This is a genomic window from Aeromonas sp. MaB10011B (assembly GCF_017939325.1).
Lineage (GTDB): Bacteria > Pseudomonadota > Gammaproteobacteria > Enterobacterales > Aeromonadaceae > Aeromonas > Aeromonas caviae.
In genome coordinates this window covers 44,892-69,685 of sequence record NZ_JAGKRK010000004.1, presented here as the reverse complement: position 1 = coordinate 69,685, position 24,794 = coordinate 44,892, and the positions used below count along the sequence as shown (strand labels likewise).

The 24,794-nt window shown below is 60.7% G+C and carries 23 protein-coding genes and 2 tRNA genes; 15 read left to right on the top strand and 10 right to left on the bottom strand.

The window, feature by feature from the left end:
* Nucleotides 1-34: 34 nt before the first annotated feature.
* Nucleotides 35-119, bottom strand: a tRNA-Tyr gene (locus J9893_RS02180).
* A 31-nt stretch (nt 120-150) separates the two neighbouring features.
* Nucleotides 151-235, bottom strand: a tRNA-Tyr gene (locus tag J9893_RS02175).
* Nucleotides 236-361: 126 nt separating this feature from the next.
* Between J9893_RS02175 and J9893_RS02170 the strand changes: the two genes are divergently transcribed.
* Nucleotides 362-874 (top strand): VC2046/SO_2500 family protein, encoded by a 513-nt coding sequence (locus J9893_RS02170; protein ID WP_210600182.1) that lies wholly within the window; start codon nt 362-364, stop codon nt 872-874.
* Nucleotides 875-937: 63 nt separating this feature from the next.
* Here the strand turns inward: J9893_RS02170 and raiA are convergent, their stop codons facing one another.
* On the bottom strand, nt 938-1,270 hold the full coding sequence (gene raiA / locus J9893_RS02165; protein WP_010674126.1) for a ribosome-associated translation inhibitor RaiA: 333 nt from the start codon (nt 1,268-1,270) through the stop codon (nt 938-940).
* 392 nt (nt 1,271-1,662) lie between these two features.
* Between raiA and J9893_RS02160 the strand changes: the two genes are divergently transcribed.
* The 5 genes from J9893_RS02160 to yciA all read left to right on the top strand — a co-directional run bounded on the left by J9893_RS02160 (nt 1,663) and on the right by yciA (nt 8,956).
* The gene (locus tag J9893_RS02160) at nt 1,663-4,182 is read left to right on the top strand and encodes a GGDEF and EAL domain-containing protein (protein WP_210600183.1); all 2,520 of its coding nucleotides are present in this window, start codon (nt 1,663-1,665) and stop codon (nt 4,180-4,182) included.
* Nucleotides 4,183-4,265: 83 nt separating this feature from the next.
* Nucleotides 4,266-6,182: a transglycosylase SLT domain-containing protein gene (locus tag J9893_RS02155; protein ID WP_210600184.1), complete on the top strand. Its 1,917-nt coding sequence runs from the start codon at nt 4,266-4,268 to the stop codon at nt 6,180-6,182.
* Between the two features lie 177 nt (nt 6,183-6,359).
* Complete coding sequence (locus J9893_RS02150) at nt 6,360-7,358, top strand: LacI family DNA-binding transcriptional regulator (protein ID WP_029314259.1); 999 nt, start codon at nt 6,360-6,362, stop codon at nt 7,356-7,358.
* A 247-nt stretch (nt 7,359-7,605) separates the two neighbouring features.
* The gene (locus J9893_RS02145; RefSeq protein ID WP_210600185.1) at nt 7,606-8,418 is read left to right on the top strand and encodes an NAD-dependent epimerase/dehydratase family protein; all 813 of its coding nucleotides are present in this window, start codon (nt 7,606-7,608) and stop codon (nt 8,416-8,418) included.
* 139 nt (nt 8,419-8,557) lie between these two features.
* On the top strand, nt 8,558-8,956 hold the full coding sequence (yciA, locus tag J9893_RS02140; RefSeq protein WP_029314261.1) for an acyl-CoA thioester hydrolase YciA: 399 nt from the start codon (nt 8,558-8,560) through the stop codon (nt 8,954-8,956).
* A 6-nt stretch (nt 8,957-8,962) separates the two neighbouring features.
* Here yciA and J9893_RS02135 read toward each other — a convergent pair whose 3' ends face one another.
* Nucleotides 8,963-9,187, bottom strand: coding sequence for a hypothetical protein (locus J9893_RS02135; RefSeq protein ID WP_010674132.1), 225 nt, complete (start codon nt 9,185-9,187; stop codon nt 8,963-8,965).
* A gap of 111 nt (nt 9,188-9,298) precedes the next feature.
* Between J9893_RS02135 and J9893_RS02130 the strand changes: the two genes are divergently transcribed.
* Nucleotides 9,299-10,144, top strand: coding sequence for an endonuclease/exonuclease/phosphatase family protein (locus tag J9893_RS02130; RefSeq protein ID WP_029314263.1), 846 nt, complete (start codon nt 9,299-9,301; stop codon nt 10,142-10,144).
* Between the two features lie 95 nt (nt 10,145-10,239).
* Here the strand turns inward: J9893_RS02130 and J9893_RS02125 are convergent, their stop codons facing one another.
* On the bottom strand, nt 10,240-11,490 hold the full coding sequence (locus J9893_RS02125; RefSeq protein WP_246875496.1) for a LysM peptidoglycan-binding domain-containing protein: 1,251 nt from the start codon (nt 11,488-11,490) through the stop codon (nt 10,240-10,242).
* Between J9893_RS02125 and J9893_RS21515 the strand changes: the two genes are divergently transcribed.
* A complete protein-coding gene (locus tag J9893_RS21515; protein ID WP_010674135.1) occupies nt 11,491-11,763 on the top strand; it encodes a hypothetical protein in 273 nt (90 codons plus the stop codon). It abuts the gene before it with no gap.
* A gap of 87 nt (nt 11,764-11,850) precedes the next feature.
* On the opposite strand, the gene gloB is transcribed toward J9893_RS21515, so the two are convergent.
* The gene (gene gloB, locus J9893_RS02120) at nt 11,851-12,615 is read right to left on the bottom strand and encodes a hydroxyacylglutathione hydrolase (RefSeq protein WP_039038832.1); all 765 of its coding nucleotides are present in this window, start codon (nt 12,613-12,615) and stop codon (nt 11,851-11,853) included.
* A gap of 79 nt (nt 12,616-12,694) precedes the next feature.
* Here gloB and J9893_RS02115 point away from each other — a divergent pair, with 79 nt between their 5' ends.
* The gene (locus tag J9893_RS02115; RefSeq protein WP_010674137.1) at nt 12,695-13,417 is read left to right on the top strand and encodes a class I SAM-dependent methyltransferase; all 723 of its coding nucleotides are present in this window, start codon (nt 12,695-12,697) and stop codon (nt 13,415-13,417) included.
* Between the two features lie 6 nt (nt 13,418-13,423).
* On the opposite strand, the gene rnhA is transcribed toward J9893_RS02115, so the two are convergent.
* The gene (gene rnhA, locus J9893_RS02110) at nt 13,424-13,888 is read right to left on the bottom strand and encodes a ribonuclease HI (RefSeq protein ID WP_210600187.1); all 465 of its coding nucleotides are present in this window, start codon (nt 13,886-13,888) and stop codon (nt 13,424-13,426) included.
* Between the two features lie 75 nt (nt 13,889-13,963).
* Between rnhA and dnaQ the strand changes: the two genes are divergently transcribed.
* Nucleotides 13,964-14,698 carry a DNA polymerase III subunit epsilon gene (gene dnaQ, locus J9893_RS02105; protein WP_161653403.1) on the top strand — a complete coding sequence of 245 codons (735 nt, stop codon included), beginning with the start codon at nt 13,964-13,966 and terminating at the stop codon, nt 14,696-14,698.
* Nucleotides 14,695-15,945, top strand: coding sequence for a TIGR03503 family protein (locus J9893_RS02100; RefSeq protein ID WP_210600188.1), 1,251 nt, complete (start codon nt 14,695-14,697; stop codon nt 15,943-15,945). The genes dnaQ and J9893_RS02100 overlap by 4 nt, the downstream gene beginning before the upstream one ends.
* A 75-nt stretch (nt 15,946-16,020) precedes the next feature.
* Here the strand turns inward: J9893_RS02100 and J9893_RS02095 are convergent, their stop codons facing one another.
* Together J9893_RS02095 and fadE are read right to left on the bottom strand one after the other, a co-directional pair.
* The gene (locus J9893_RS02095; protein WP_210600189.1) at nt 16,021-17,538 is read right to left on the bottom strand and encodes an HD domain-containing phosphohydrolase; all 1,518 of its coding nucleotides are present in this window, start codon (nt 17,536-17,538) and stop codon (nt 16,021-16,023) included.
* 174 nt (nt 17,539-17,712) lie between these two features.
* The gene (fadE, locus tag J9893_RS02090; protein ID WP_069784860.1) at nt 17,713-20,169 is read right to left on the bottom strand and encodes an acyl-CoA dehydrogenase FadE; all 2,457 of its coding nucleotides are present in this window, start codon (nt 20,167-20,169) and stop codon (nt 17,713-17,715) included.
* 252 nt (nt 20,170-20,421) lie between these two features.
* Between fadE and lpcA the strand changes: the two genes are divergently transcribed.
* The 3 genes from lpcA (at nt 20,422) to J9893_RS02075 (ending at nt 22,547) form a co-directional block, all read left to right on the top strand.
* Nucleotides 20,422-21,000 carry a D-sedoheptulose 7-phosphate isomerase gene (gene lpcA, locus J9893_RS02085; protein ID WP_161653738.1) on the top strand — a complete coding sequence of 193 codons (579 nt, stop codon included), beginning with the start codon at nt 20,422-20,424 and terminating at the stop codon, nt 20,998-21,000.
* 112 nt (nt 21,001-21,112) lie between these two features.
* On the top strand, nt 21,113-21,910 hold the full coding sequence (locus J9893_RS02080) for a class II glutamine amidotransferase (protein ID WP_043154215.1): 798 nt from the start codon (nt 21,113-21,115) through the stop codon (nt 21,908-21,910).
* 301 nt (nt 21,911-22,211) lie between these two features.
* Nucleotides 22,212-22,547 carry an Hpt domain-containing protein gene (locus J9893_RS02075; RefSeq protein WP_010674144.1) on the top strand — a complete coding sequence of 112 codons (336 nt, stop codon included), beginning with the start codon at nt 22,212-22,214 and terminating at the stop codon, nt 22,545-22,547.
* Between the two features lie 12 nt (nt 22,548-22,559).
* On the opposite strand, the gene yvcK is transcribed toward J9893_RS02075, so the two are convergent.
* Nucleotides 22,560-23,483 (bottom strand): uridine diphosphate-N-acetylglucosamine-binding protein YvcK, encoded by a 924-nt coding sequence (gene yvcK, locus J9893_RS02070; protein WP_210600190.1) that lies wholly within the window; start codon nt 23,481-23,483, stop codon nt 22,560-22,562.
* 113 nt (nt 23,484-23,596) lie between these two features.
* Here yvcK and J9893_RS02065 point away from each other — a divergent pair, with 113 nt between their 5' ends.
* On the top strand, nt 23,597-24,778 hold the full coding sequence (locus tag J9893_RS02065) for an FIST N-terminal domain-containing protein (protein WP_053288598.1): 1,182 nt from the start codon (nt 23,597-23,599) through the stop codon (nt 24,776-24,778).
* The last annotated feature ends 16 nt before the right edge of the window (nt 24,779-24,794 follow it).

The window sequence follows — 24,794 nt, the reverse complement described above, 5'->3', positions numbered from 1 at the left end:
GAAAACCCGGCACAAGGCCGGGTTCTCTGAAAGATGGTGGAGGGAGAAGGATTCGAACCTTCGAAGGCAGAGCCGTCAGATTTACAGTCTGATCCCTTTGGCCGCTCGGGAACCCCTCCACGGGGCATGACCTGATTGTGCGCACTTGAATGGTGGAGGGAGAAGGATTCGAACCTTCGAAGGCAGAGCCGTCAGATTTACAGTCTGATCCCTTTGGCCGCTCGGGAACCCCTCCCCAAGTGCGAGGCGCATACTAACAGATCTGTCGCGCTTGTGAACCCCTCTGCCGGGATTTTTAATGCTTAAAGGATCGGGTTGATGGCCGATAAGCAATGAAACCTTCATTTCCAAGATTTATCTCATGCTGCCCAGTGCGATTCGTGACCGCTTGCTCGTGGATGAGGCCCAGTTGGGCCAACGGCTCAACCAGGATCTCCGTGCGGGGGACCGTGCCGACTTCAGGCTGCACCTGGCGCTGCTGACCGATGCGGTGGAAGAGCAGCCCTGGTTTGATGCCCCGCCCAAGCCTGCGTCGGGTGAGATGGATTGGCGCTCCCGTTTCGGTCTGATGCCCCGGGCGTCCCTGCAAGGCGGGGTGGAAGAGAGCGATGCCACCAGCCTCAACGAGCGTCTGCAACAGGGCGGGTGCATGACGGATGTGAGACTCTGGCTGGCGCTGCGCTCTCCGCCACTGGTGAGCCGAACGCCCGCGCTGGATCCCGCAGTGTACGACAACCTCTCGGCACTGGGTCGCGAGCGCTGGCAGACCCGCCCTATGGGCGCTGACCCCAGGGAGGAGGCTCCGCTGATGATGCTGCCGCTGCTCGAGGAGCTTGCGCAAGGGGTGGATGCCAGGCTGCGCTGGCTGGGATGACGGCACGGTAGAATGCAAAAAGGCGGGATAACCCGCCTTTTGCTTTATGAGTGGTGAACCTTGTCAGGCGTCTGCTTCGTCCGGTTGGGGCACTTCCTTGCCGGCGGCACGACGGGCGATGGGTTTTTCCGTGTGACGGTTGAGCTGGCGTTCCAGCTTCTGGCCCAGGTCCGTGATGGCAGCATAGAGATCCTCGTGCTCTGCCTGCGCAAACAGTTTGCCGTTGGGAATGCCGATAGTGGCTTCGACGATATACATCAAACGCTCTTTGGAGATGATCACATGGGGTGTGATAAGAGGCACCTGAAGACGCTCGAGCTTTTCAAAACGGGATTCAATGCGCTCGCGGATGGCTGGGGTGATGTCGATGATTTTACTGGTCATTTCGATTTTCATAATGGCCCCCTTCGGGTCGTCTTGCTTGTGTCTTCACCTCCAGATTACCCATGTCGCCAAATCAAAATGTGATCTGTGTCACGAAAAATCCCCTTGGGAATCCCGCTGTCCATAAATTGTGAGCTTTTCCCGTTTCATGCCAAAAACCGCTTGAGCTCAGTGAAACAGGCAGGCAGTATCAGCAAATAGGATCGTTTCTGTCCCCCCTCGGCAGCGCCTTGTGTCGACCCGATGTTTGGTTTTTGCCGCATAGTCTCGAATTTTCTCCACCCACATCGCCTCATCGCATCGCAACATCATTGCCATGCGCCGGTGGAGATATGCGCGCAAACGGATATGCTTTTCTGCAGGAGTCGGGGTGGATAACGTGGTTGTAGTGGTTGGAGTCGTAGATGAAGCAGCAAGCCACCCAGATGATGTGGTTTTATGATCGGCAGCATGGGCAATGGAGCCTGTCTGATCATGTCTCTTGTGAACCCTGGGCAGGGGAGGGAGCCCACCCCTGGGCCACCCAACTTGAGCGGGAAGATGAAGCGGGTTTCGCCGATTTTCTTGCAAGACTCCACGATTCCGGCCAGCCTGGTCAGTTCATCGGTCACCTGCGCGATGAGGACGGCAAGGTACACCATGCGCTCTGGTACGGTCAGTATGTGCCTGCACAGGGGCTCTGTTGTGGCTGGCTTGCCCCCCTCGAAATGATGCATCGCGAGATGGATCGCGCCGATTCCCCCGCAGGCGTGACACCGCCGCTTCCCATGTTGCAGGCCCCCTTGCTGGCCAAGCTGGCGCAGGCGCTCTCCGCCAAGACGGGGCTCGATTTTTGCCAGACCCTGGTCAACGAGCTGGCCCATATCCTGGGAGCCACTGCCGTCTGGCTGACGGAGCGGGTTGGTCTCGACAGGCTCAGGGTGCTGGCGAGCCACGGCATCGACGTCAAGGAGTATGCCCTCTGTGACATGCCCTGCCAGCAGCTCTATCGCCAGGGGGCCTCCAGCGCGGTCCCCGTGAGTGAACCCCTGACCGGGTATTCCAACCTGCCCCCGGGCCAGCACTATTACGCCCAGCCGCTGCTCGATCGCAACGGTCAGATCCTGGGCCATCTCGCCCTGCTGTTCCCGAGCCAGACCCGGACAACGGATCTGGACTCCGTCCTGACCATCTTCTCGGTGCGCATGGTGGCCGAGCTGGAGCGCCTGCAGAGCGATGCCCTGATGCGGCTGTCTGCGGTGGCCTTTGAAACTCACGAAGGGATCATCATCACGGATCCCGAGTTCAAGATCCTGCGGGTCAATTACGCCTTCAGCCAGATCACCGGCTTTGACAACCAGGGGGTGATTGGTCTGCATCTTGGCAACGATCTCTGGTCGGGGCTGGGAGGGCTGGGTTACGAGCTCAACGCCCTGGATCGCTGGCAGGGGGAAACCCTGCGCCTGCACGCCGACGGTCACGCCTATCCCCAGTGGGAGATCGTCACGCCGGTGCAGGATGAGAAGGGGGGGATCAGCCACTATGTCATCTTCTTCGAGGATATTTCCGAGCGCAAGGCGGCGGAGCGCCGCATCCAGGATCTCGCCTTCTATGACGAGCTGACCGGCCTGCCCAATCGCCGTCAGCTGCACGAAACTCTGACCCAGGCGTTCACCGATGCAAATCGCAGTCACCTCATCGGGGCCCTGCTGTTCATCGATCTCGACCACTTCAAGACCATCAATGATTCCCTGGGTCACGCCACCGGCGACTGGCTGCTCAAGGAGGTGGCCAGCCGTCTCAAGCGGCTGGTGCGCCAGGGGGATTGTTTGGCCCGTCTCGGCGGCGACGAGTTCGTGTTGTTGCTGCCAGCGCTCTCCATCAGCCCGCCCCAGGCGGAGATGCAGGCCGACCTCATCGCGGAGCGGCTGATCGGGGAGATCGCCGCCCCCTATGATTTCAGAGGCCAGGTGCTGCACATCGGCGCCAGTGTCGGCATCACCCTCTTCCCCGGTCGGGAGCAGGAGGCGGGGGATCTGCTCAAGCAGGCTGACACCGCCATGTATCAGGCGAAATCGGCGGGCCGCAAGACCCGGCGCTTCTTCGATGCCTCTATGCAGTTGCAGGCCGACCGGCGTCTGCACATTCACAACGAGCTGCGCAGTGCCCTCGACAATGGGGAGCTGACTCTCCACTACCAGCCCCAGCACATGGTGGCGGGGGGGGAGATCATCGGTGTCGAGGCACTGATCCGCTGGCAACCCCCCGGGCGTGCCCTGGTGTCGCCTGCCGAGTTCATCCCCATTGCCGAGGAGACGGATCTCATTGTCGACATCGGCAACTGGGTATTGCACGAAGCCTGTACCCAGTACGTCTCCTGGGAGGAGAGCGGGATCCACGTCCCCCAGCTGTCGGTCAACGTGAGCGCCAAACAGTTCCATGCTCCCGACTTTGTCGATCGCATTCACGACGTGCTGGCGGCCACCGGCATGGATCCCGCCTGCCTCAACCTGGAGATCACCGAGTCGGTGGTGCTGGGTCATGCGGAAGACACCATCAGCAAGATGGCGGAACTCAAGACCCTGGGCATCAGCTTTGCCATCGACGACTTCGGGGCGGGGTACTCTTCCCTGAGCTACCTCAAGCGGCTGCCGGCTGACGAGCTCAAGATCGACCGCTCTTTCATCCAGGACATTCCGAAGGATGGTGACAACATGGCCATCGTCGAGGCCGTGATCGCCATGGCCCGCCACATGGGGTTCAACGTGACGGCGGAGGGGGTGGAGTCCCGCCAGCAACTGGAGTTTCTGCAGGCACAGGGCTGCCATTTCTTCCAGGGATACCTCGCCTCCAAGCCGCTCCCTGTTCCCTACCTTGAACGCTATGTCAGCCGCCAGGTACGCGGTGATCGCCCCGTCTGCACCGATAAAAATAGTGTGGCGTAGCGCCCATATTTAACGGGTAGAATGAAGGTATCTCACCACCGCCAGCGGGCGGTGGTTATGCCTCTCAAGGGAGAATACCTTTCGTGAAAGCCGTGCAGGGAATCATCTTTTCGGCGCTGTGCGTGCCAGGGCTAGTGGCACCCGCCTTTGCGCAGACCATGGAGCAGTCTCTCTATCGCCAGGCCCATGAGGCCGTGCGTGCCAATGATCAGGTCAAATTCAGCCAGCTTCGGGCACGCCTGATCCACTATCCGCTGCTGCCCTATCTGGATTACTACCAGCTTGCGTTCCGTCCCGGGGCGGCAGACTACAACGATGTGACCCGCTTCATCCGCCAGCACGGGGACACCCCCCAGTCCAACCGGCTCGAGCGCAGCTATCTCACCTATCTTGCCCAGAGCCAGCAGTGGTCCCAGTTCCTGCGCTTCTATCCGGCCAAGCCAAGCTCCACCGATCTGCTCTGTCAGCACTATCAGGCCCGCTACTACACGGGGCACAAAAGTGAAGCCCTGCAGGAGGCAGGCAAGCTCTGGTTGAGCGGTCAGTCCAGGCCTGATGCCTGCGATCCCCTGTTCCAGCTCTGGCAGCAAGCGGGTCTGCGCACCCAGGAGAAGATCTGGGAGCGCATGAACCTGGCTTTCGAGGCCCAGAACCCCAACCTCATTCGCCACCTCGGGGCCCAGCTCGGCAGCGGCATGAAGGGGTATGGCGATCAGATGATCGCCCTGTATGACCAACCCGTGCGGGCGATGAATCCGGCCAACTTCACGGCGGCGCCCCCGTCGCGGCATCTGCTCTCACTGGGGCTGGCTCGCTACGCCAACCAGGAGCCCGACGCGGTTCTGCGCCAGCTGGGGGAGATGACCCGTCGCTTCGGCCTGAACCATGCTGAGGTGAGTCGGGTGGAGAAGGCGGCCGCCCGCCGCCTGTTGCTGGACCGCTCTTCTGACCAGCGCGCCTGGCTGGATACGGCTCTGGTGCGGCTCAAGGATCCGGAGCTGGTGGAGCTGCGGGCCCGTCTTGCCATCTGGGAGCAGGATTGGCGCGGCCTCGAAGGCTGGGTCAAGCGGATGCCCATGGGGCTGCAAAAAGAGGATCGCTGGCGTTACTGGATGGCGCGCTCGCTGGAGAAACAGGGGCGGCAGAAACCGGCGCGGGACCTCTATCTCGAGACTGCGAGTCTGCGCGGCTTCTATGGCTTCATGGCGGCCCAGCGCACCGGTGTGCCCTATCGCATGAAGAACCAGAGCGTGGCGCAAAAGGTGCCGGACTGGCAAAGTGCCAGCCGCCGCTGGCCCTTCCTGCTGCGGGTGCGTGAGCTGCTGGCGATGAACGAGATCACGGCGGCCCGCTCTGAGTGGATCCACAACATGGATCGCAACAGCGTGGCCCAGCGCCTGGAGTTTGGCCACATCGCCCTCAACCAGGGCTGGCACGAGCTGGCGATCCTCTCCAGCATCCGTGCCGAGGCCTGGGATGCGCTGGACCTGCGCTTCCCACTGCCCCTCAAGCGCACCTTCTCCCAGATGGCACAAGAGCGCACCATGAACACCAGTCTGCTCTACGCGATCTCCCGTCAGGAGAGCGCACTCTATCCCCTGGCCCAGTCACCGGTCGGGGCGAGGGGGTTGATGCAGCTGATGCCTGCCACCGCGAGAGAGACGGCCGGCAAGCTTGGGGTGCCCTATCGCAACGAGCAGCAACTGTTCGACCCGGCCATGAACATTCGTCTTGGCAGCGCCTACCTCAAGCGCCTGCTGGATGTGTATGACGGCAACCGGATCCTGGCGGCGGCGGCCTACAATGCGGGTCCTGGCCGGGTCAAGCGCTGGCGCGAGCAGAGCGACAACAAGCCAATGGATGTCTGGGTGGAGAGCATCCCCTATCGGGAGACGCGCAACTATGTCCAGAACGTGCTCTCTTTCGATCTCATCTATCAACACAAGCTGCAGCAGCCTTTGCGTTTCATGTCGGAACGCGAGCTGAATCACGCTTATTGAGTTCGGGGGCAGTCGTTGTCGCGGCTGCCTCCCATTCTTGCCCCAGAATGGTTATCATCCCTTAAGCTTTGTTACAAAAGGAAACCTGTCAGGTGATCGGGCGCCGCGTCTTGGTCTGTCAGGTTCGATACAATGCTCGATCATCACTGACAGGCTTTTCCAACAAAGGAATCGAGAGTGGCAACGATCAAAGATGTGTCTCAGCTGGCGAATGTCTCCATTTCGACAGTGTCTCGAGTGATCAACAACACGGCGCAGGTGGCGCCCGAGAAGCGCGAGGCTGTCCTCGCGGCCATGAAGGAGCTCAGCTTTCGTCCAAACAGCTTCGCCCAGGCCCTGGTGAGCAAACGCTCCAACTGTATCGGTGTGCTGGTGGGGGATCTGTGTGGCGGCCCCTTCTTCGCTCAGATGATGCGCGGCATCGAAAGCATGGTAGACAAGGCGAACAAGTTCACCATCGTGGTGTCCGGCAACCACGACGCGGCCCGTGAGCGGCACGCCATCCAGGCGCTGCTGCAGCGCCAGTGCGATGCCCTGATCCTGCACAGCAAGGCGCTGCCTGACGAAGAGCTCAGCGAGCTGGCGTCGGGCACGACCCCCATCGTCTTCATCAACCGTCAGGTGCCAGGCTGCGAGGATCGCTGCGTCTGGCTGGACAACCAGGCCGGTATCACCACGGCTTGCCAGCATCTGCTGGACGCGGGACATCGCAAGATTGCCTTCGTCACCTCCGATGACGAGGAGTTTGTGGATGGTCAGCAGCGGATGGCCGGCTATCGCTTCGCCCTGCAACGGGCAGGTATCGAGCTGGATCCTGCCCTCATCGGCCGTGCCTATGCCGATGAAAAAGGTGGCTATGTGGCCATGAGCGAGCTGCTGGCGCGCGGCGTCGAGTTCAGCGCTGTGCTTGGTTTCAACGATGCCATGGTGGCGGGGGCTATCTCCTGTCTGCTGGAGCGGGGTTACAAGATCCCCCAGCAGGTCTCTGTGGTCGGTTTTGATGACATCCCCTATGCCCGATACATCTATCCCAAGCTCACCACGGTACGTTACCCCATCGAGGAGATGGGAGAGCGTGCCGCTGAGCTGGCCCTGAGGCTGCTGGATCACAAGCCGGTAGAGGGATTGGCGCTCAAATTCGAAGCCGAACTGGTACGGCGGGAATCTGTGGCCTGAGTCATGAAGTTGGCCCCGTGCGGGTCGACTTTTTTGCAAAACAGTGAAAGCGCTTTCAGAAATCCTTTTCAACTGTGATCCGCTTCAAAGCTTTTTGACCGCGCTGCCACTAGGATAGGCCCACGAATTAGGAGCGTGCGCTCCCGATTTTCCCGCTGTGGGAGGTAACCGGTTAATCCGGCTATTTCCTTCGTTACTTTCGACGGTCATCATTGGATGGCCGTTTTTTTTTTGTCAGGATCCGGGTATGACGAACGAATTTGAGTATCAGACGGGTATCGTGGGCGCCGGCTGGCTGGGGTTGCCCCTGGCCAGGGCATTGCAAGAGCAGGGGCAATCTGTCGCGGTGACGGTCAGTACGGCCGAAAAGGCTGAATGGCTGCGGAGGGAGGGTATTGCCGCCTGGCCGCTGTTGCTTACCCCTGACATGGGATCACTGCCTTTTCGCTGTCATGACCTGGTGATCTGCGTGCCCCCCAGCAAGACCGGTGATTACCCGGCGTCCGTGGCCAGCCTGTGCCGGCAGGCGAGGGAGGCGGGTGTTCAGAGGGTTCTGTTTATCAGCGCGACTTCGGTCTGGGGGGCCGGACAGGGGGAGGAGGATACGCCCGCTCCAGCCCATGACAGAGGCTCGCGTATGCGGGCGGCCGAGCTTGCCGTGCTGGAAGGGCATGTTGACTGCGCCATGATCTTGCGCCCGGCCGGACTCTATGGTCCTGACCGTCACCCCGGCCGTTTTCTGGCGGGTAAGACGCTGGCCGGGGGAGGCCAGGCTGTGAACCTGGTGCATCTGGACGACGTGGTGGCCGCCTGTGAGCTGATGCTGGCCCGGGGGCAGGATGGGGATGCCTACAATCTGAGTGCCCCCGTTCACCCGCGCCGGGAGCAGCTCTACCCCTTCGCGAGCCGCCTGCTCGGGCTGGTGCCGCCGCAGTTCGTTGAGCCGGCGGGGGAGTTTACTCCCATCGAAGGTCAGCGCATCTGCCAGCAGCTTGGTTTCGTCTATCGCTGGCCGGATCCGGCCCACTGGTTTGCGGACGGGGCGGCCTTGAAGGGTTGAACGGGTCGTCGCCATCCGGGCCCCGGAGTCGGTCATCTGGCGTGCAAACCAGATACGGCGCGCGCTCCGGGACAATTGAGGTTTGCCAAGGGGGGGATCGCCCCCTATCATGCCGCCATCCATGATAAAGAGAGCGGTAATGATGGAAGAGACCAAGCGCCACCCCGATGGGGAGCTGTTGCTGAGAACCCTGGCAATGCCAGCCGATACCAACCCCAATGGCGATATCTTCGGCGGGTGGATCATGTCCCAGATGGATATAGGTGGGGGCATCATGGCCAAGGAGCTGGCAAAAGGGCGCATCTGTACCGTCTCGGTGGAGGGGATGACCTTCCACAGCCCGGTCAAGGTGGGTGACGTGGTGTGCTGTTACGGTCGCTGCCTCAAGATTGGTCGCAGCTCCATGCGACTCAAGCTGGAGGTCTGGGTCAAGCCGGTATTGCGGGAGAACGAAGCCCAGCGGTACTGCGTGACCGAGGGCGTCTTCACCTATGTGGCCATCGACGATCAGGGCAAATCCCGCCCCGTCCCGGTCTGAGTCTGCTCAGATGAGCCGGGCATTGATGATGGATATTTCCTGCTCAAGCCCGGTTTTTTGCCGTATCATGCGCTCCAGCATCTCTTCCGACCCCACGCACTGCCGGGTGTCGAACAGACAGAGATCACATTGGGGATCCCGCCTGATTTGATAGACGGTGGAAAGCTCCACTTGATGACAGGTTCCCTGTTGATCGTAAAATGTCACGCGGTACTGGTGCTGTCTCGCCATCGTTGAATTCCTTCTGGATGAGTCGGGCCGGACACGAATAATGAGACTAGTCGGCGACCGTGGCCTGTGTGAGGGCCATGTCGTCTTGCAGAGGCAGGTGATTGTTAGCCAATGAAAAATAGTTATCGGATTCTGGGAACGTCCCTGCTGACGTTGGGGCTGGTCGGTTGCTTCGAGGTACCGGATCAAGATCATCTGGTGACTGCGGCAGGCATCATACCTGGCGCAAGCTGTGACAGACCGCCTCTGGTGGCGCTCGCCTCCACGGCCTTGCCGAGGGAGTTTGGCATCACCGTCTGGAACCTCTACAAGGGACAACGCAAGAACTGGCGGGAAGGGCTGGATGAGTATGCCAAGTCCCAGGATCTGGTGCTGCTGCAAGAGTCGGCGACCCGGCCCGAGATGCTGGACTGGCTGAAGAGAGGGGATTTCCAGTGGCAGCAGTTGCAGGCCTTCACCCAGGGAGGTGTCTCCTTTGGCGTGATGACAGTGGCGAAAACGCCGCAGGCGTTTGTCTGTGGCGTCCGTTCCCCCGAACCCCTGCTGCGCATCCCCAAGTCAGGTCTGGTCAGTCTCTATCCCTTGCAAGGGGATCCTGACGGCGTGCTGGTGGTGAATCTCCACGCGGTCAATTTCGAACTGGGCATGGCGACCTTCCGCGAGCAGCTCAACGATCTGACTGCATTGATCCATCGCCACCAGGGGCCGGTCATCCTGGGCGGCGATTTCAACACCTGGAGCGACAAGCGCGCGTTCTGGTTGAACAAGCTGGTGGGCGAGCTTGGCCTGCAGGAGGCCATACCTGTGCCTGATCTGCGTCGCACCGCTTTTGGCCGCCCGCTGGATCACCTCTACTATCGCAATCTGGATCTGGTGGAGGTGAGTTCACCGGCTACCGATGCCTCTGACCACAACCCCATTCTGGCGCGCTTTGCGGCCCAGGCCATCACTCCCTGAGTCATCCCTCAGGGGAGAGCGGCGTCGCCGCTGGTTCATGCAGACAAAAAAATACCCCGCATCAAGCGGGGTATTTTTTGGATTGCGACGAGCGATCAGCTGTTGTTCTTCACGAACAGAGTCAACTCCTGACCCGGCTTGAGATAGTCACTCTTGCCGAGCTGGTTCCAGCGCATCACATCGTTGACGGCGACCTGGAAGCGGGCTGCGATGGAGGAGAGGGAATCACCGCGGCGCACCTGATAGACCATGGACTTGTTGCTGCTCTTGCCCTGCTTGGGCCAGACCACCAGCTTCATGCCAGGCTTGAGGGCCGACTTGGCGTTCAGGCCGTTCCACTTGGCCAGGTCGGCGTGGGTGACCCCGTGTGCCTGGCTGATGCTCCACAGGTTGTCACCGGAGCGCACCTGATAGTTCACCTTGCCACCACTGCGGCTGGTGAGCTGCTGCGGCTTGCTCTGGGCAACCTGGGTTGCGCGCCCACCATTGGGGATGATCAGGCTCTGGCCACGGCGCAGGTTGTTGCCGCGCATGTTGTTGGCCAGCTTGAGCTGTTGCACGGTCACCCCGTGATTCTGGGCGATCCGTGACAGCGTATCACCACTGGTGACCTGATAGGAGCGCACACCACGGGTACGTTCACGCTGGGGCAGATCGGCCAGGGCCAGCTCCAGGGTGTCGGCGTACTCGACGGGGACCAGCAGGTTGTAAGGGCCCTGCGGCGAGGTCATGCCACGCTTGAGCGCAGGATTGAGCGCCTTGAGCTGGGAGGCGGAAACGCCAGCCAGCTGGGCGGCCACGTTCAAGTCAATCTGGCCACCGGTATTGATGGTTCTCAATTGTGGCTTATTGGCCAGCACCGGCAGGGTGACATTGTATTTGTCCGCATTGCGGATCATGTCTGCCATGGCCAGGATCTTGGGCACATACATCCGGGTTTCGCGGGGCAGGTCCAGCGACCAGTAGTCGGTCGGACGACCAGCCCGTTCGTTGCGGGTGATGGCGTTGCGCACCCGACCTTCACCGGCATTGTAAGCGGCCAGGGTCTGCAGCCAGTCGCCGTCGAAGAACCGGTTCAGGTACTCCAGGTAATCCAGTGCGGCATTGGTGGATGCCAGGACATCGCGTCGACCGTCGTACCAGTTGTCGTGGCGCAGGCCGAAATTCTTGCCGGTTGCAGGAACGAACTGCCAAAGACCGACCGCATTGCTGCGGGAGCGGGCATTGGGATCGAACATGCTCTCGATCATGGGGATGGTAATAAGCTCCATTGGCAGCTCACGCCGTTCGATTTCCTCTACCATCAGATACAGGTAGGGCTCAGCCCGGCTGGCAATGGTCGCCATATGCTTATCATTGCGCAACAACCAATCACGCTGTTGGCGAACCCGGGCATTATCGTGCGAGTCCAGCTGCATATCATCGCTGATACGCACCCACAGGTTATCAGTGTCATCCAGCTCTTCTATCTGTTCGTCGCCGAACAGCATCCGCGAAGAGTGTTTTTTGTACGTTTTCTTGCTGACTTGGGGGGATTTGATCGGCTCGATTGCCGTTACCGCCCGGTCATCCTGATGGCTCAGGTTTTGACAGCCGCTGAGAAACAGCGCTGCCAATAAGGCCGTTCGTAGCTTCATCTCGCTCAGGTCATCTGTGGAAAAACAGCTCGCATCATAAGGGGCAATGCCCCCCTGATCAAGGTTTGTTCAAAAAACGTCCTTCCAGGCCCGCAGAACAGCGAAGGTATCCTCTGGATTTTCCAAGCATTTAAGGGCGTATTTCTCAGCAGAAAATTTTACCGAGTCCTGCTCGCAGCGCAGAAAAACATTGAAATTCCGCTCATCTCCCAGCCGGGAGGGCAGACTCGGGAGGCCCTGCTGACGCAGTTTGCTGATCACGCCGATCTGCCGCTGGATCGCCAGGTTGTCGGGCTCGACCGCATGGGCGAAACGCAGGTTGGAGAGCGTGTATTCATGGGCACAATAAAGGAGGGTCTCATCGGGCAATGCCGCGAGCCGTTGCAGGGAAGTGTGCATCTGTGCCGGGGTACCTTCGAACAGACGGCCGCAACCGGCGCTGAAGAGGGTATCGCCACAAAACAGCATGCCCTGGCCGTAATAGGCGATGTGCCCCAGGGTATGACCGGGCACATGGAGGACATCCAGACTCAGGCCATGCCAGTTGATCTGATCCCCGTCGTCGAGCCATTGGCCGTGATGGTCCGGCATGGGGTCATGCTTGGGGCCATAGAGACGAGCGTGGGGGAAGTGTTGCAGCAACTCGGATACGCCCCCGACGTGGTCGCGGTGGTGATGGGTCAGGAGGATGGCATCCAGCACCAGATCCAGCGCAGCCAGCCGTTCCAGCACGGGAGCGGCCTCGCCCGGATCGACGACCAGGCAGTGATTTTCATGACGGATCAACCAGATGTAGTTGTCGCTGAAGGCGGGAACTGTGATGACGGTATACATGGGTCGAGGTCTCTTGTGTTCTCTTTAAGGAAGGGATCTTATATAACTGGATGGCATTCGCCCCCGAGTTGGTCCCATTATGCAACTGGCACGTACCGAACAACAGATCGCGCTTCCGACCAGTTGGTCCGCACTGCCCATGGGGGACTGGGTGGCCGCCGAGCTTCAGGAGCGCCTCGACAACTGGTGCCCCCACCTCTTTGGCTATCACTTGCTCAAGATAGGTGCCCTGAGCGCCGAACTCTCCTGCGGCTGTTCCACCATTCGTCATCAAATCGGTGTCGCCCCCGGCGGACGGCTGCTGGACATCCAGGGGGATCCGCTCGCCTTGCCGGTGCGATCGGGGAGCGTGGATGCCTGCCTGCTGGCTCACTGCCTCGATTTCTCGCCGGATCCTCATCAGGTGCTGCGGGAGGCAGAACGGGTGCTGACCGACGATGGCTGGCTCATTGTCAGCGGTTACAACCCGCTCAGCCTGGTGGGGCTGGGTCACTATCTGCCCTTCATGCGGCGGCATCTGCCCTGGTCTGCCCGCATGTTCACGCCCGCACGGGTGACCGACTGGCTGCAACTGCTCGGCTGCGAGGTGATGTTCGACGAGCGGTTCGGTTTCTCCTTCATGGGCAGGCAGAGCAAGATCGGCTGGTGGCGGGAGAGTCTGGGGCGGGACTATTGCCGCTCCCTGGCGTCTGTTTACGTGATTGCCGCCCGCAAGCGGCGTTTCCCCGTCACACCGGTGCGTCGCCGTTGGCGGCTGCCGGAGTCGATGGCCGCGCCAGGAATGGCGCGCCAGGGCGGCTAGCGGGCATCAGGGCTGGTAGCCGCTGTCTTCGGCAAGCTGCTTGTCGCTGGCGGCCTCACGGGCCAGCTCGTCACAGCGTTCGTTTTCCGGGTGGCCCGAGTGTCCTTTCACCCAGAGCCATTCGATCTGGTGACGGGCCACTTCCGCATCAAGGGCCTGCCAGAGATCGACGTTCTTGACCGGCTGACGGTTGGCGGTCATCCAGCCCTTCTTCTTCCAGCCGATGATCCATTGGGTGATCCCCTGGCGCACATACTGGCTGTCGGTGGTGAGCCGCACCTGGCAGGGTTCGTTCAGGGTCCGCAGCCCCATGATGGCAGCCATCAGCTCCATCCGGTTATTGGTGGTCAATCGAAAACCGGCGGAGATCTCCTTGCGATGCTTGCCATAGACCATGACGGCACCATAGCCGCCGGGGCCCGGGTTGCCTAAGCAGGAGCCATCCGTGAATAAATCAATCTGTTTCAACATGAGCAATCAATCTGTTTTAGCGAGAGGCTTGGGGTAAACTAGCGAGTAAAACCGAAGTTTGACATGGATTTGATCATGAGCACACCCCAACTGAATCGCCAGATCATTCTGGATACCGAAACCACCGGCATGAACACCGCGGGCGGCCCTGTCTATCTTGGGCACCGCATCATCGAGATCGGCTGTGTGGAGGTGATCAACCGCAAACTCACCGGCAACCATTTCCACGTCTACATCAAGCCGGATCGGCTGGTGGACCCCGAGGCCATCGCCGTGCACGGCATCACGGATGCCTTCCTGGCGGACAAGCCCTCTTTTAGCCAGATAGCGGACGATTTCATCGAGTTCATTCGCGGCGCCGAGCTCATCGCCCACAACGCCCCCTTTGACGTGAGCTTCATGGACTATGAGTTCAGCAAGCTCGGTCTGAACTTCAAGACGGCGGATATCTGCGGCATCACGGATACCCTGGCGATGGCGCGGGATCTCTTCCCGGGCAAGCGCAACAACCTGGACGTGTTGTGCGATCGATACGGCATCGACAACTCTCACCGTACCCTGCACGGCGCCTTGCTCGATGCGGAGATCCTGGCGGACGTCTACCTCCTGATGACGGGTGGCCAGACCAAACTCAATCTGGCGAGCGAAACCAGCGAGAGCGAGACCAGCCAGGATACCGGCATTCGTCGTCTGGAGAGCAATCGCCCGCCGCTCAGGGTGTTGCGCGCGAGCGACGAGGTGGCGGCTGTCCATGAAGCGAGGCTGGATCTGGTACAGAAAAAAGGAGGTGCCTGCCTGTGGCGGCAATGAGATCGCTTTGGGGGCTGCTGCTGCTGGCCTCCCTCCCGGCCGTGGCCAACGAGGTGTTTGCGCCTTCCGACATTCCTCTGCTCGACAACCGCTTTCGCATCGATTACGGCGTGAAGGAGATCACCTTCATCATCAAGCGCAAGCCGGGGACACCCTCGGTGATCCTGGTGCGACCCGATGGCAGCAAGCTCTATGTGGGCAAGGTCAAGCCGCCCGACGTGGGCTGGTTGCCCCTCAAGGATCAGGATCTCATCACCATCCGCGACCCCATGCCCGGCCCCTGGCAGGCGATCGGAGAGGTGGACCCCGACAATCGGGTGCGCCTGCTCACCGACATCCAGGTCGAGAGCGAGCCGCTACCGGCCCGCCTCTATCAGGGTGAGCGGGTCAAACTGCAATCCCGTCTGCTGATCGATGGCGCGGCGCCTGGGGCGGGTTACTACCTCACCGATCTGGGCATGACCGTCAAGCTTCAGCAGTTCAACGATGCCAGCCAGAGCGGCGATCCCGTGTTCGAGGAGACCCTGGGACGCTACATGGATGATGGCAAGGGGGTGGACGAAGTGCCGGGGGACGGTATCTTGACCGCCGAGGCGGTACTGGACGTCCCTGCGGGAAAATACCGAGCCCTCTTCAGCACCGGCAATGAGGTCTTCTCACGAGCCCAGTCACAGCAGGTGCTGCTCTACCCCTGGCCGGTCAGCTATTCCCTGAATCCCCCCTCCGGGGAGGGGGGAGCCAAGCTCTCTCTGGTCATCGATGTGGATGAACTGGATCCCGTCTCCGTGGTCATCCAGGGCAAGGCCGTCGACGGCGGCGGCAGTAGCATGACGTTCAACGAGGTGGCGACAGCGCCGCGTTTTGGCGTGGATCTCTCCGCCCTCAAGGCGGCAGGGCAGTACAAGGTGGAGGCCACCCTCTTTGGAACAACCCGGCTCGGTCGCGAGGTGCAACTGCAATTGCCGGCCAAGTCGTTCACCATAGCACCGCCTCCCCCTCCTCCCGCCCCCTCTGCGGCCATGCCCGCATCCGCCGCCACCCCCGACCGGTTCGAGGAGCGGGAGAGTCCGGTCTGGCTGCCCTGGGCGCTGGGGGGAGGTGGCGTGTTGCTGCTCTTGCTGGGGGCGGGTGGTTTCATTCTGCTGCAAAAGCGCCGCACTCTGCACAAGGCGATGGCGGCGCAGAAGGCGCAACTTGAAGAGACGCCAGCAACCCCCAAACTGGATCTCAATCTGCCGGAGCAATAATTCCGCGCACATTGCAAAGAAGCCGCCCAATGGGCGGCTTCTTCATGGTGGCAAGTGGATGGGGTGAATCCGATATCAGTGAGCGCCGATATAGATGTCTTTGTATTGCTCGCGAATATCGAGGAACTTCTCCAGATTGGCCAGCATCAGGTCCACCAGGAGGGGGTCGAAGTGCTCTCCTTTCTCCTCCTTGATCAGCGCCAGCACCTGATCCAGCGGCCAGGCCTGCTTGTAGCAACGATCCGAGCCCAGGGCATCGAACACATCCGCCAGGGCGACGATGCGTCCTTCCAGCGGAATGTCCTCTCCCTTCAATCCGCGGGGATAGCCGCTGCCATTCCACTTCTCGTGATGGTTGCCCGCGATGGTGGCGCCTATCTGAAACAGGGCCAGATCACTGCCGGAGAGCATGTCCTGCCCAAGCTGGGCGTGGGTTTTCATGATCTCCCACTCCTCGGGAGTGAGTTTGCCCGGTTTGTGCAAGATGGCGTCCGGGATCCCCACCTTGCCGATGTCATGCAGGGGAGAGGCCTGCTTGATGAGCTCGCACCTGTCCTCATTCATGCCGAGCAGCTTGCAGAACAGTTCGGTGTAGAGGGCCACCCGCTTGACGTGCAAGCCGGACTCCTTCGAGCGGCTCTCCACCAGTTCGCCGATGCGATAGATGATCTCTCGCTGGTTGTCACCGATCACCTCGTTGAGCCGGATATTCTCCAGCGCCACTATGATGTTTTCGGTGAACAGGCTCAGCAGCCCGGTATCCATCTGGCTGAGCGGGCGAGTGGTCTCGATGTGGAACAGCAGGTGATGACGGGCATTCTGGCAATAGAGCACCATCTGGTTGCCATCGTAGACATTGGCTCCCTTGGCCATGGCACAACGCAGGATTTCCGGCGCATCGACGAGGCGCAGCATGGGACCATCGCTGAGCAGAGGCTCGAGCACCTGATCCCGCACCTCATACGCCAGATGTTTCACATCGTAAATCTGGGACTCTTCCAGATTGAGCAGGGCGCTGAGCTGGGTCTGGGCTCCTTCGACGAACTGGCGCAGGGCACGCTGCTCGAAGATCCCCTTGGACGCCTCGATGACCTTCTCCAGCCCCTGTCGATTGCTCTCAAGGGTTCGGATGTCCCGGTAAGAACGCAGGCTGGCGCGCAACAGGGTGCGCAGTTTCTGGGAGGTAAGTTCGGTCTTGTCCTTGTAGTCGTTGATGTCGTAGTTGGTCACCACGTCATCTTCCGGGGCCTGGCCGGGCTGACCGGTTCGCAGCACGATGCGTACCATCTTGTTTTGCAGCTCGTCACGCACGAACTTGACCACCTCGAGACCGGCATGATCGACCTCCATGACGACGTCGAGCAGCAGCAGGGCGACATCCGGGGTGAGGGCGAGCAAGGCTTTGGCTTCAGCCGCAGAGTAGGCGTGCAGAAAATCGATCGGCTTGCCGTCGAATTCAAACTTGTTCAGGGTGATTTTGGTGATGCGATGCACTTCGGGTTCATCGTCCACTATCATCACCTTCCAGCCGGCGGGACGCGGTGCTGATTGGGGAAGATCTTCATCATCAATAATCAGGATTTGATCATCCATTATGCAATCCTGTGTGTGATCCTGTGCTTACCTTAACCGCTTCATTCAATATAGGAAACGGATTGATATCCAAAATATGATCCAGTCGGTTTCTCTTTCTTCGTATCGGATGCCATCCACCAGCCCTTTCATGAAAAACGCCTCCACAAGGGAGGCGTTCTGGCATCAGAGGCATCAAGCTGCCCTGTGATATGCGGAGGCTTCAAACAGTGCCTTGTTGGCCACCAGGTCGACGGGATCGAAGTCATCGACGTTGATGGTGCGAAGGCGACTCTCCTCGGCGCGCCGCAGCAGGTCCGCTTCGGCCTGATTGATGACACCGAGGCTCAGGCCCGCCTCTGCCACCTTGTCGAGCTGGGTGAAGGGGCGTTTGCTCCCTTCGGCTTTGCACACCTTGTCAAACAGTGGCTCTGCGGTCAGCACATCGTCCAGCGCCTGTTCCAGCAGCCCGAAGGGGTTGCCCTCCTCGCGCGTCAGATATTGGCCCTCGGCCAGACGGCTGCGAGTGGCACTTGGCACCTGGAGCAGGCGGGCCACCTGGCTGTCGAGCTTGTCGGAGGGACGCTTCAGGTCGCGACCAAGGGGCAGCACGATGGCGCGCAGGGCCAGACCAATCCAGCGGTTCGGGAAGTTGCGCAGCAACTCGTCGATCGCTTCCTGAGCCTTGAACAGGGCGTCTTGCAGTGCCCAGTGCAGCAGCGGCAGGTCGGCCTGCTGGCGTCCTTCATCCTGATAGCGCTTGAGGGCGCTGGAGGCCAGATAGAGCTGGCTCAGCACATCGCCGAGGCGGGCAGAGACCCGCTCTTTGCGCTTGAGCTCGCCACCCAGGGTGCCCATCGCCATGTCTGACAGGAAGGCCAGGTTGGCGGAGAGGCGGGATAGTTGCTGATAGTAGCCCTTGGTCTGATCCTTGTAGGGCGCGGCGGTGAAGCGGGCACCGGTCAGCCCCAGCCAGAAGCTGCGCACCAGGTTGCTGATGGCAAAGCCCACGTGGCTGAACATCGCCTTGTCGAAATCTTTCAGCGCCTGCTCTTTGTCGGGGTGGCTGGCTGCCAGCATCTCCGGCAACACGTAGGGGTGGCAACGGATGGCTCCCTGACCGTAAATGATCATGCTGCGGGTCAGGATATTGGCTCCTTCGACGGTCACGGCGATGGGCGCCCCCTGATAGCCACGGGCCAGATAGTTGTTCGGCCCCATGCAGATGGCCTTGCCGCCATGGATGTCCATGGCATCGATGATGCACTTCTGGGCGCGGTCGGTGAGGTGGTACTTGACGATGGCGGAGATGACCGAGGGTTTTTCACCGAGATCGATGCCGGTGACCGTCAGTTTGGCGGCGGCGCCCATGATGTAGGCGTTGCCACCCAGGCGTGCCAGCGGCTCTTCAATCCCTTCCATCTTGCCAATCGGCAGCTTGAACTGGCGACGGATGCGGCTGTAGGCACCGGTGGCCAGGGCCAGCATCTTGACGCCGCCCGTGCTGTTGGAGGGCAGGGTGATGCCGCGACCGACGGAGAGGCACTCCACCAGCATGCGCCAGCCCTGACCGGCCATGGCCGGACCGCCGATGATGAAGTCGAGCGGTACAAACACGTCCTTGCCGCGGGTCGGGCCGTTCTGGAACGGCACGTTGAGCGGGAAGTGGCGGCGACCGATGTCGACTCCCTTGATGTGGGTCGGAATGAGGGCGCAGGTGATGCCGAGCTCTTCTTCCTCACCCAGCAGGTGGTCAGGGTCACGCAGCTTGAAGGCGAGGCCGAGTACGGTGGCGATGGGAGCCAGGGTAATGTAGCGCTTGTTCCAGGTCAGGCGCATGCCGAGCACCTCTTCCCCTTCCCACTCGCCTTTGCAGACGATGCCGAAGTCGGGAATCGAGCCCGCATCAGAACCTGCTTCCGGGCTGGTCAGGGCGAAACAGGGGATCTCCTTGCCGACGGCCAGACGGGGCAGGTAGTAATCCTTCTGCTCCTCAGTACCGTAGTGTTGCAGCAACTCACCCGGCCCTAAGGAGTTGGGCACGCCGACGGTAGAGGCGAGCACGGCGCTGGCGCCGCACAGCTTTTGCAGCACGCAGGACTGGGCGTAGGCGGAGAACTCCAGCCCACCGTATTTCTTCTTGATGATCATGGCGAAGAACTTGTTGTCCTTCAGGTATTGCCACACCTCGGGAGAGAGATCGGCACGTTCGTGGGTCACTTCCCAGTCGTTGACCATACGGCACACTTCTTCAACCGGGCCGTCCATGAAGGCCTGCTCTTCGGCAGACAGCGTGCTGACCGGAATGGCGTGCAGCTTCTTCCAGTCCGGGTTGCCGGCAAACAGATCCGCTTCCCACCAGGTCGTCCCCGCTTCGATGGCTTCCTTCTCGGTTCGGGACATCTCCGGCATGATGGACTTGTAGATCTTGAACAGCGGCTTGGTCAGCTGGTTGCGGCGAAACTCCACCAGATTGAGGGGCAGGGCTATCACCGCGAACAGCGCCCACACCAGCAGGGGCACATGGCCATAGAAGGTGCCGGCGACCAGGGCGGCGGCCGTGGCAAGCGTGGCGGTGAACAGGGACGCACGGCGATAGGCCATGGCGCCGATCACCAGGATCACCCCGAGCAGAGTGAGGGTCGTCGTCATTGTTTGCTCCTTGCATGAATTGCCGAGGTTGGGAAATTGGCGTTAACTGATCCAGAGGTCTGACCTGTTGGATGTGGCCCCTGTTGTAATTCATACGCACAAACTTATCAAGCTGTTTACAAGCCTGTTACCTTGGCTCTGTGATCGGCATAACGCGCTGCCCGCCCCATCTTGGCGGGCGGGGGGCGACGATTGGACTGGCTTGTGCGACAATGCCGCCACCCTATGTTGGACGACGAGATTTCAAGAACCATGTACCAAGAACTGATCCGCAACGAGTTGACCGAGGCTGCCAGCGTGCTTCAGGCGTTCCTGGCAGATGAGCAAAATCTGAAAAACATCGAGGCGGCGGCCAGGCTGCTCGCCGACTCCTTCAAGCAGGAAGGCAAGGTACTCTCCTGCGGCAACGGCGGCTCCCACTGCGATGCCATGCACTTTGCCGAGGAGCTGACCGGTCGGTACCGCGAGAACCGCCCAGGCTATGCCGGCATCGCCATCTCCGATCCCAGCCACCTCTCCTGCGTCTCCAACGACTTTGGCTATGACTATGTCTTCTCCCGCTATGTGGAGGCCGTCGGCCGCCGTGGTGACGTGGTGCTCGGCATCTCCACCAGCGGCAACTCCGGCAACATCCTCAAAGCCATCGAGGCGGCCCGTGCCAAAGGGATGAAGGTGATTGCCCTGACCGGCAAGGACGGCGGCAAGATGGCTGGTCTGGCCGATGTGGAGATCCGTGTGCCGCACTTCGGTTATGCCGACCGCATCCAGGAAGTGCACATCAAGGTGATCCACATCCTGATCCAGCTGGTTGAAAAAGAGATGGCCAAGTAATCAACGATCCGGGATTGAGAGGGGGTGATGGGCGACCATCCCGGCCCTCTCATCCAGCAGTGACGGTTGATTGACGAAACCAGAGTCAAGACATTCAGGGAGTGGATGGTATATGTGCGAACTGCTCGGCATGAGTGCCAATGTGCCGACCGACATCTGCTTCAGCTTTACCGGGCTGATGCTGCGGGGAGGCAAGACCGGTCCCCACAAGGATGGCTGGGGGATCACCTTCTATGAGGGGCGGGGTTTTCGCACCTTCAAGGATCCCGAACCCAGTGCCCAGTCTCCCATCGCCAAGCTGGTCCAGGCACTGCCCATCAAGAGCCGTGCCGTGGTCAGCCATATCCGGCAGGCGAACCGGGGGTGTGTCTCCCTGGAAAACACACACCCCTTTACCCGCGAACTGTGGGGCCGTTACTGGACCTTTGCCCACAATGGCCAGTTGACCGGTTACAAGAAGCTGCCGACCGGGCGCCACCGTCCGGTCGGCGACACCGACAGCGAGCACGCCTTCTGCTGGCTGCTCGACAGGCTGGAGCACAAGTACCCCAAACGGCCGGCAAATTTCCCCGCCATGTTCCGTTACCTCGCGACCCTGTGCGACGAGCTGCGCGGGCTCGGGGTGTTCAACATGCTGCTGTCGGACGGAGAGTTCGTGATGACCTATTGCAGCAACAACCTTTACTGGTTGACGCGCAGGGCTCCCTTTGGCGAAGCCCGTCTGCTGGATGAGGATGTGGCCATCGACTTTCAGAGTGAAACCACGCCGAACGATGTGGTGACCCTGATCGCCACCCGGCCGCTCACCGGCAACGAGAATTGGGTGAAGATGGTGCCCGGGGAGTTCTGCCTGTTCAGGCTGGGTGAGCTGGAATATGGCAATGCAGCCAACTTGTTGAACCAGAAATAAAAAAATACCAGGGTAGATGTCTACCCTGGTTCTTCGCAGCAGCCATACAGGCAAAAAGGGATGAGAGAGGTGTTGCTGAGCCGCATCATTCTCATGGGTTGCATTGTTACTTTAATGTTAATTTTGTGACAACCTTTATCTCTCTCCATTCTGACTGACATACCGATAACTTGAAGCTGCTCACATTCTGGTGTCGCAAGAGCACCCGGAGCGATACGGGCATGCCCGAAGGACGGGTGACAGCGGGGCTGTGGGTCCGCTATATTGTGGTCTGTTTGAATACCATCATAGGGAAGAGAAGATGGAGTGGCTGGATCAGAAAGTGCTGCGACAACTGGCAGATGATATCGGTCACGAGATGATGCCGGTCGTCATCTCGGTGTTTGTCGAAGAGGTAGGCGAGCAGTTGGCCCAATTAAGACCGCTTTTTGAGCAGCGGGACTGGTCAGCCCTGGCGCGTCTTGCCCACAGCATGAAATCGTCCTGTGGCAGCTATGGCGCCAAACCCAGCTATCAGCAGGTGATGGATCTGGAGTCCGCCTGTCGCCGGGAAGATGAGCAAGAGGCCGGCAGACTGCTGGCGGAGCTGGAGCACTCCCTGCCCCAGGTCTTCACCCATCTGGCCCAGTTTCACTGATCCAGAAGGGCATCAGCCCGCCATGTCGCGCTCGCCAAGCCTGCTCAGGATCACTGTGTCGAGTGCCAGCCGCAGCTTGAGGCGGTCGTGGCGGTGGGGGAGGGCCGCTTCACCCAGCTCGGCCCGAACGAGGCAGTGCTGCAGCTCGGGTACCTGGGGGCCCTCGGGAGCCAGAATGGCATCGATCCGGCCGCTGCCTATCCGCTCTTCCAGCCAACGATGTTGACTGGACAGTGACAACTGGCCTGCCGGACCCTCTTCGTCCACCAGATTGCTGATGAACACGACGATGGCGCGGCTGTTGCGGATCGCCTCCGCAATTTCGCGCAGCAGCAGAGGAGGCATGATGGAGGTGAGGAAGCTGCCCGGCCCCAGGATGATCATGTCGGCCTGGCTCAGCGCCTTGACCGCTTCGCGCGTGGCGGGCACGACCGGTTTCAGGCTCAGGGCCCGTGGCGGCGTGGTGAGCTGATCGATGGAGACCTCCCCCAGGATCTGATCGCCACAGACGGTGTGGGCGCACAGATCGGTGGGATGCTCGGACATGGGCAGCAGATTGGGTTCAATTTCCAGCATGTCGCTGATGAGCCGGATGGCATCCAGGGGGCGCACGCAGAGGTTGTCGAGGGCCAGCAGCATCAGGTTGCCGAGGTTGTGGCCCGCGAGCTCGCCGCGGCCGGTAAAGCGGTGCTCGAACAGCTGGCTACCGATGCTGGGGGTGGTCACTAGCTGGTTGAGGCAGTTGCGCAGATCCCCCCAGGCGATGCACTCCTGGCTTTTGCGCAGGCGTCCGGTGGAGCCGCCATCATCCGTGGTGGTGACGATGCCCGTCAGCCGGGATCCCAAGAACGACAGGGAAGAGAGCACCCGGCCCATACCGTGCCCGCCGCCGATGGCGACAACCCGGTCGAAGTCATTGATATTTTTCTGCCACATGCAGTGATCCCGTGGGAGGCCAGTGAGCACCATTCTAGTCTCCATGGCCAGGTAATTGTTTGATAAGGGTATGATTTTTGCTTGATGCCAGCATCCCGTACCCCTAGGAGACGATGTTGAACTTTCTGACGGCTCACTCGCTTGCCGAGACGACCCCACTGGCCGCCCAACAAGTTACAGAGCGGTTGCATGCCCAGTCATCCCATGTTCCATCGCTGTTGCTGGTCTATTTTACCCAAGCACACGAGGCGGCGGAACTGCGCCGTGCGCTCAAGGCACGTTTTCCCGATACCCGGCTGATCGGTTGCAGCTCCTGCGGCGGTATCCTGACCCAGGATGGCCATCATGGTCGGCATGGCTGGAGCCTGTCGGTCGCCGCCCTTTATGATGGCAAGGGGGCCTATGGCGTGGCTGGCCAGATGGGGGATCAACCGGATGTGCGGGCATTGCTGCGCCGCGCCATCGCCGATGGTGGCCGACCGGGAGAGCTGCCGCAGCTCGTGTTGCTGCACACCAGCCCGGGGCTGGAGGAGGCTGTGCTCGCTGGGATCGACGCCGAGTTTGGCGCGACCGTTCCCGTCGTCGGCGGGTCGGCGGCAGACGATGGCGTGGCCGGGCAGTGGCAGCTGTGCTGGGACGAAGGGGAGGGATCACAAGGGTGCGTGTTGGCGGTGCTTTACCCCGACTGCCAACTGGCGTTCCAGTTTCACTCAGGCTATGTACCCACCGAGTGTCGCGGCATCATTACTGGGATAGACGGGCGGGAGGTGCTGACCATCGATCACGAGCCGGCGGCCCGGGTCTATGGTCGCTGGACCGAGCGTGCGACGCCCTGGCCGGTGGGCCCCATCCTCAGGGAGACGACGCTCTCGCCACTGGCCCGTCAGGTCGGCATGCTCGATGACCTGCCCTACTACAAGCTCTCCCATCCCGAGGCGGTGACGGCGCGGGAGGGGCTGCGCCTCTTTACCGAGACCCGACTGGGAGAGCGGCTGCTGCTCATGTACAGCAGCCAGGAAGGGTTGTTGCAGCGCAGCCTGAATGCGGTGAATATCGAGCCTGAATATGGTATGGCGAGCAATATGCGCCCCTTTGGCGCCCTGGTGGTGTTTTGTGCCGGTTGTCGGCTGGCACTGGGGGACAGGCTGGGGGACATCGTCAGTCAATTCAGTCAGAGGCTGGGTGAGATCCCCTTCATCACGCCCTTTACCTTCGGTGAACAGGGACGATTACCCCATGGTGAGCTGGCACACGGCAACCTCATGGTGTCGAGCGTAATCTTCCTCGAGAGCTGACACTGTGCTGGATTCA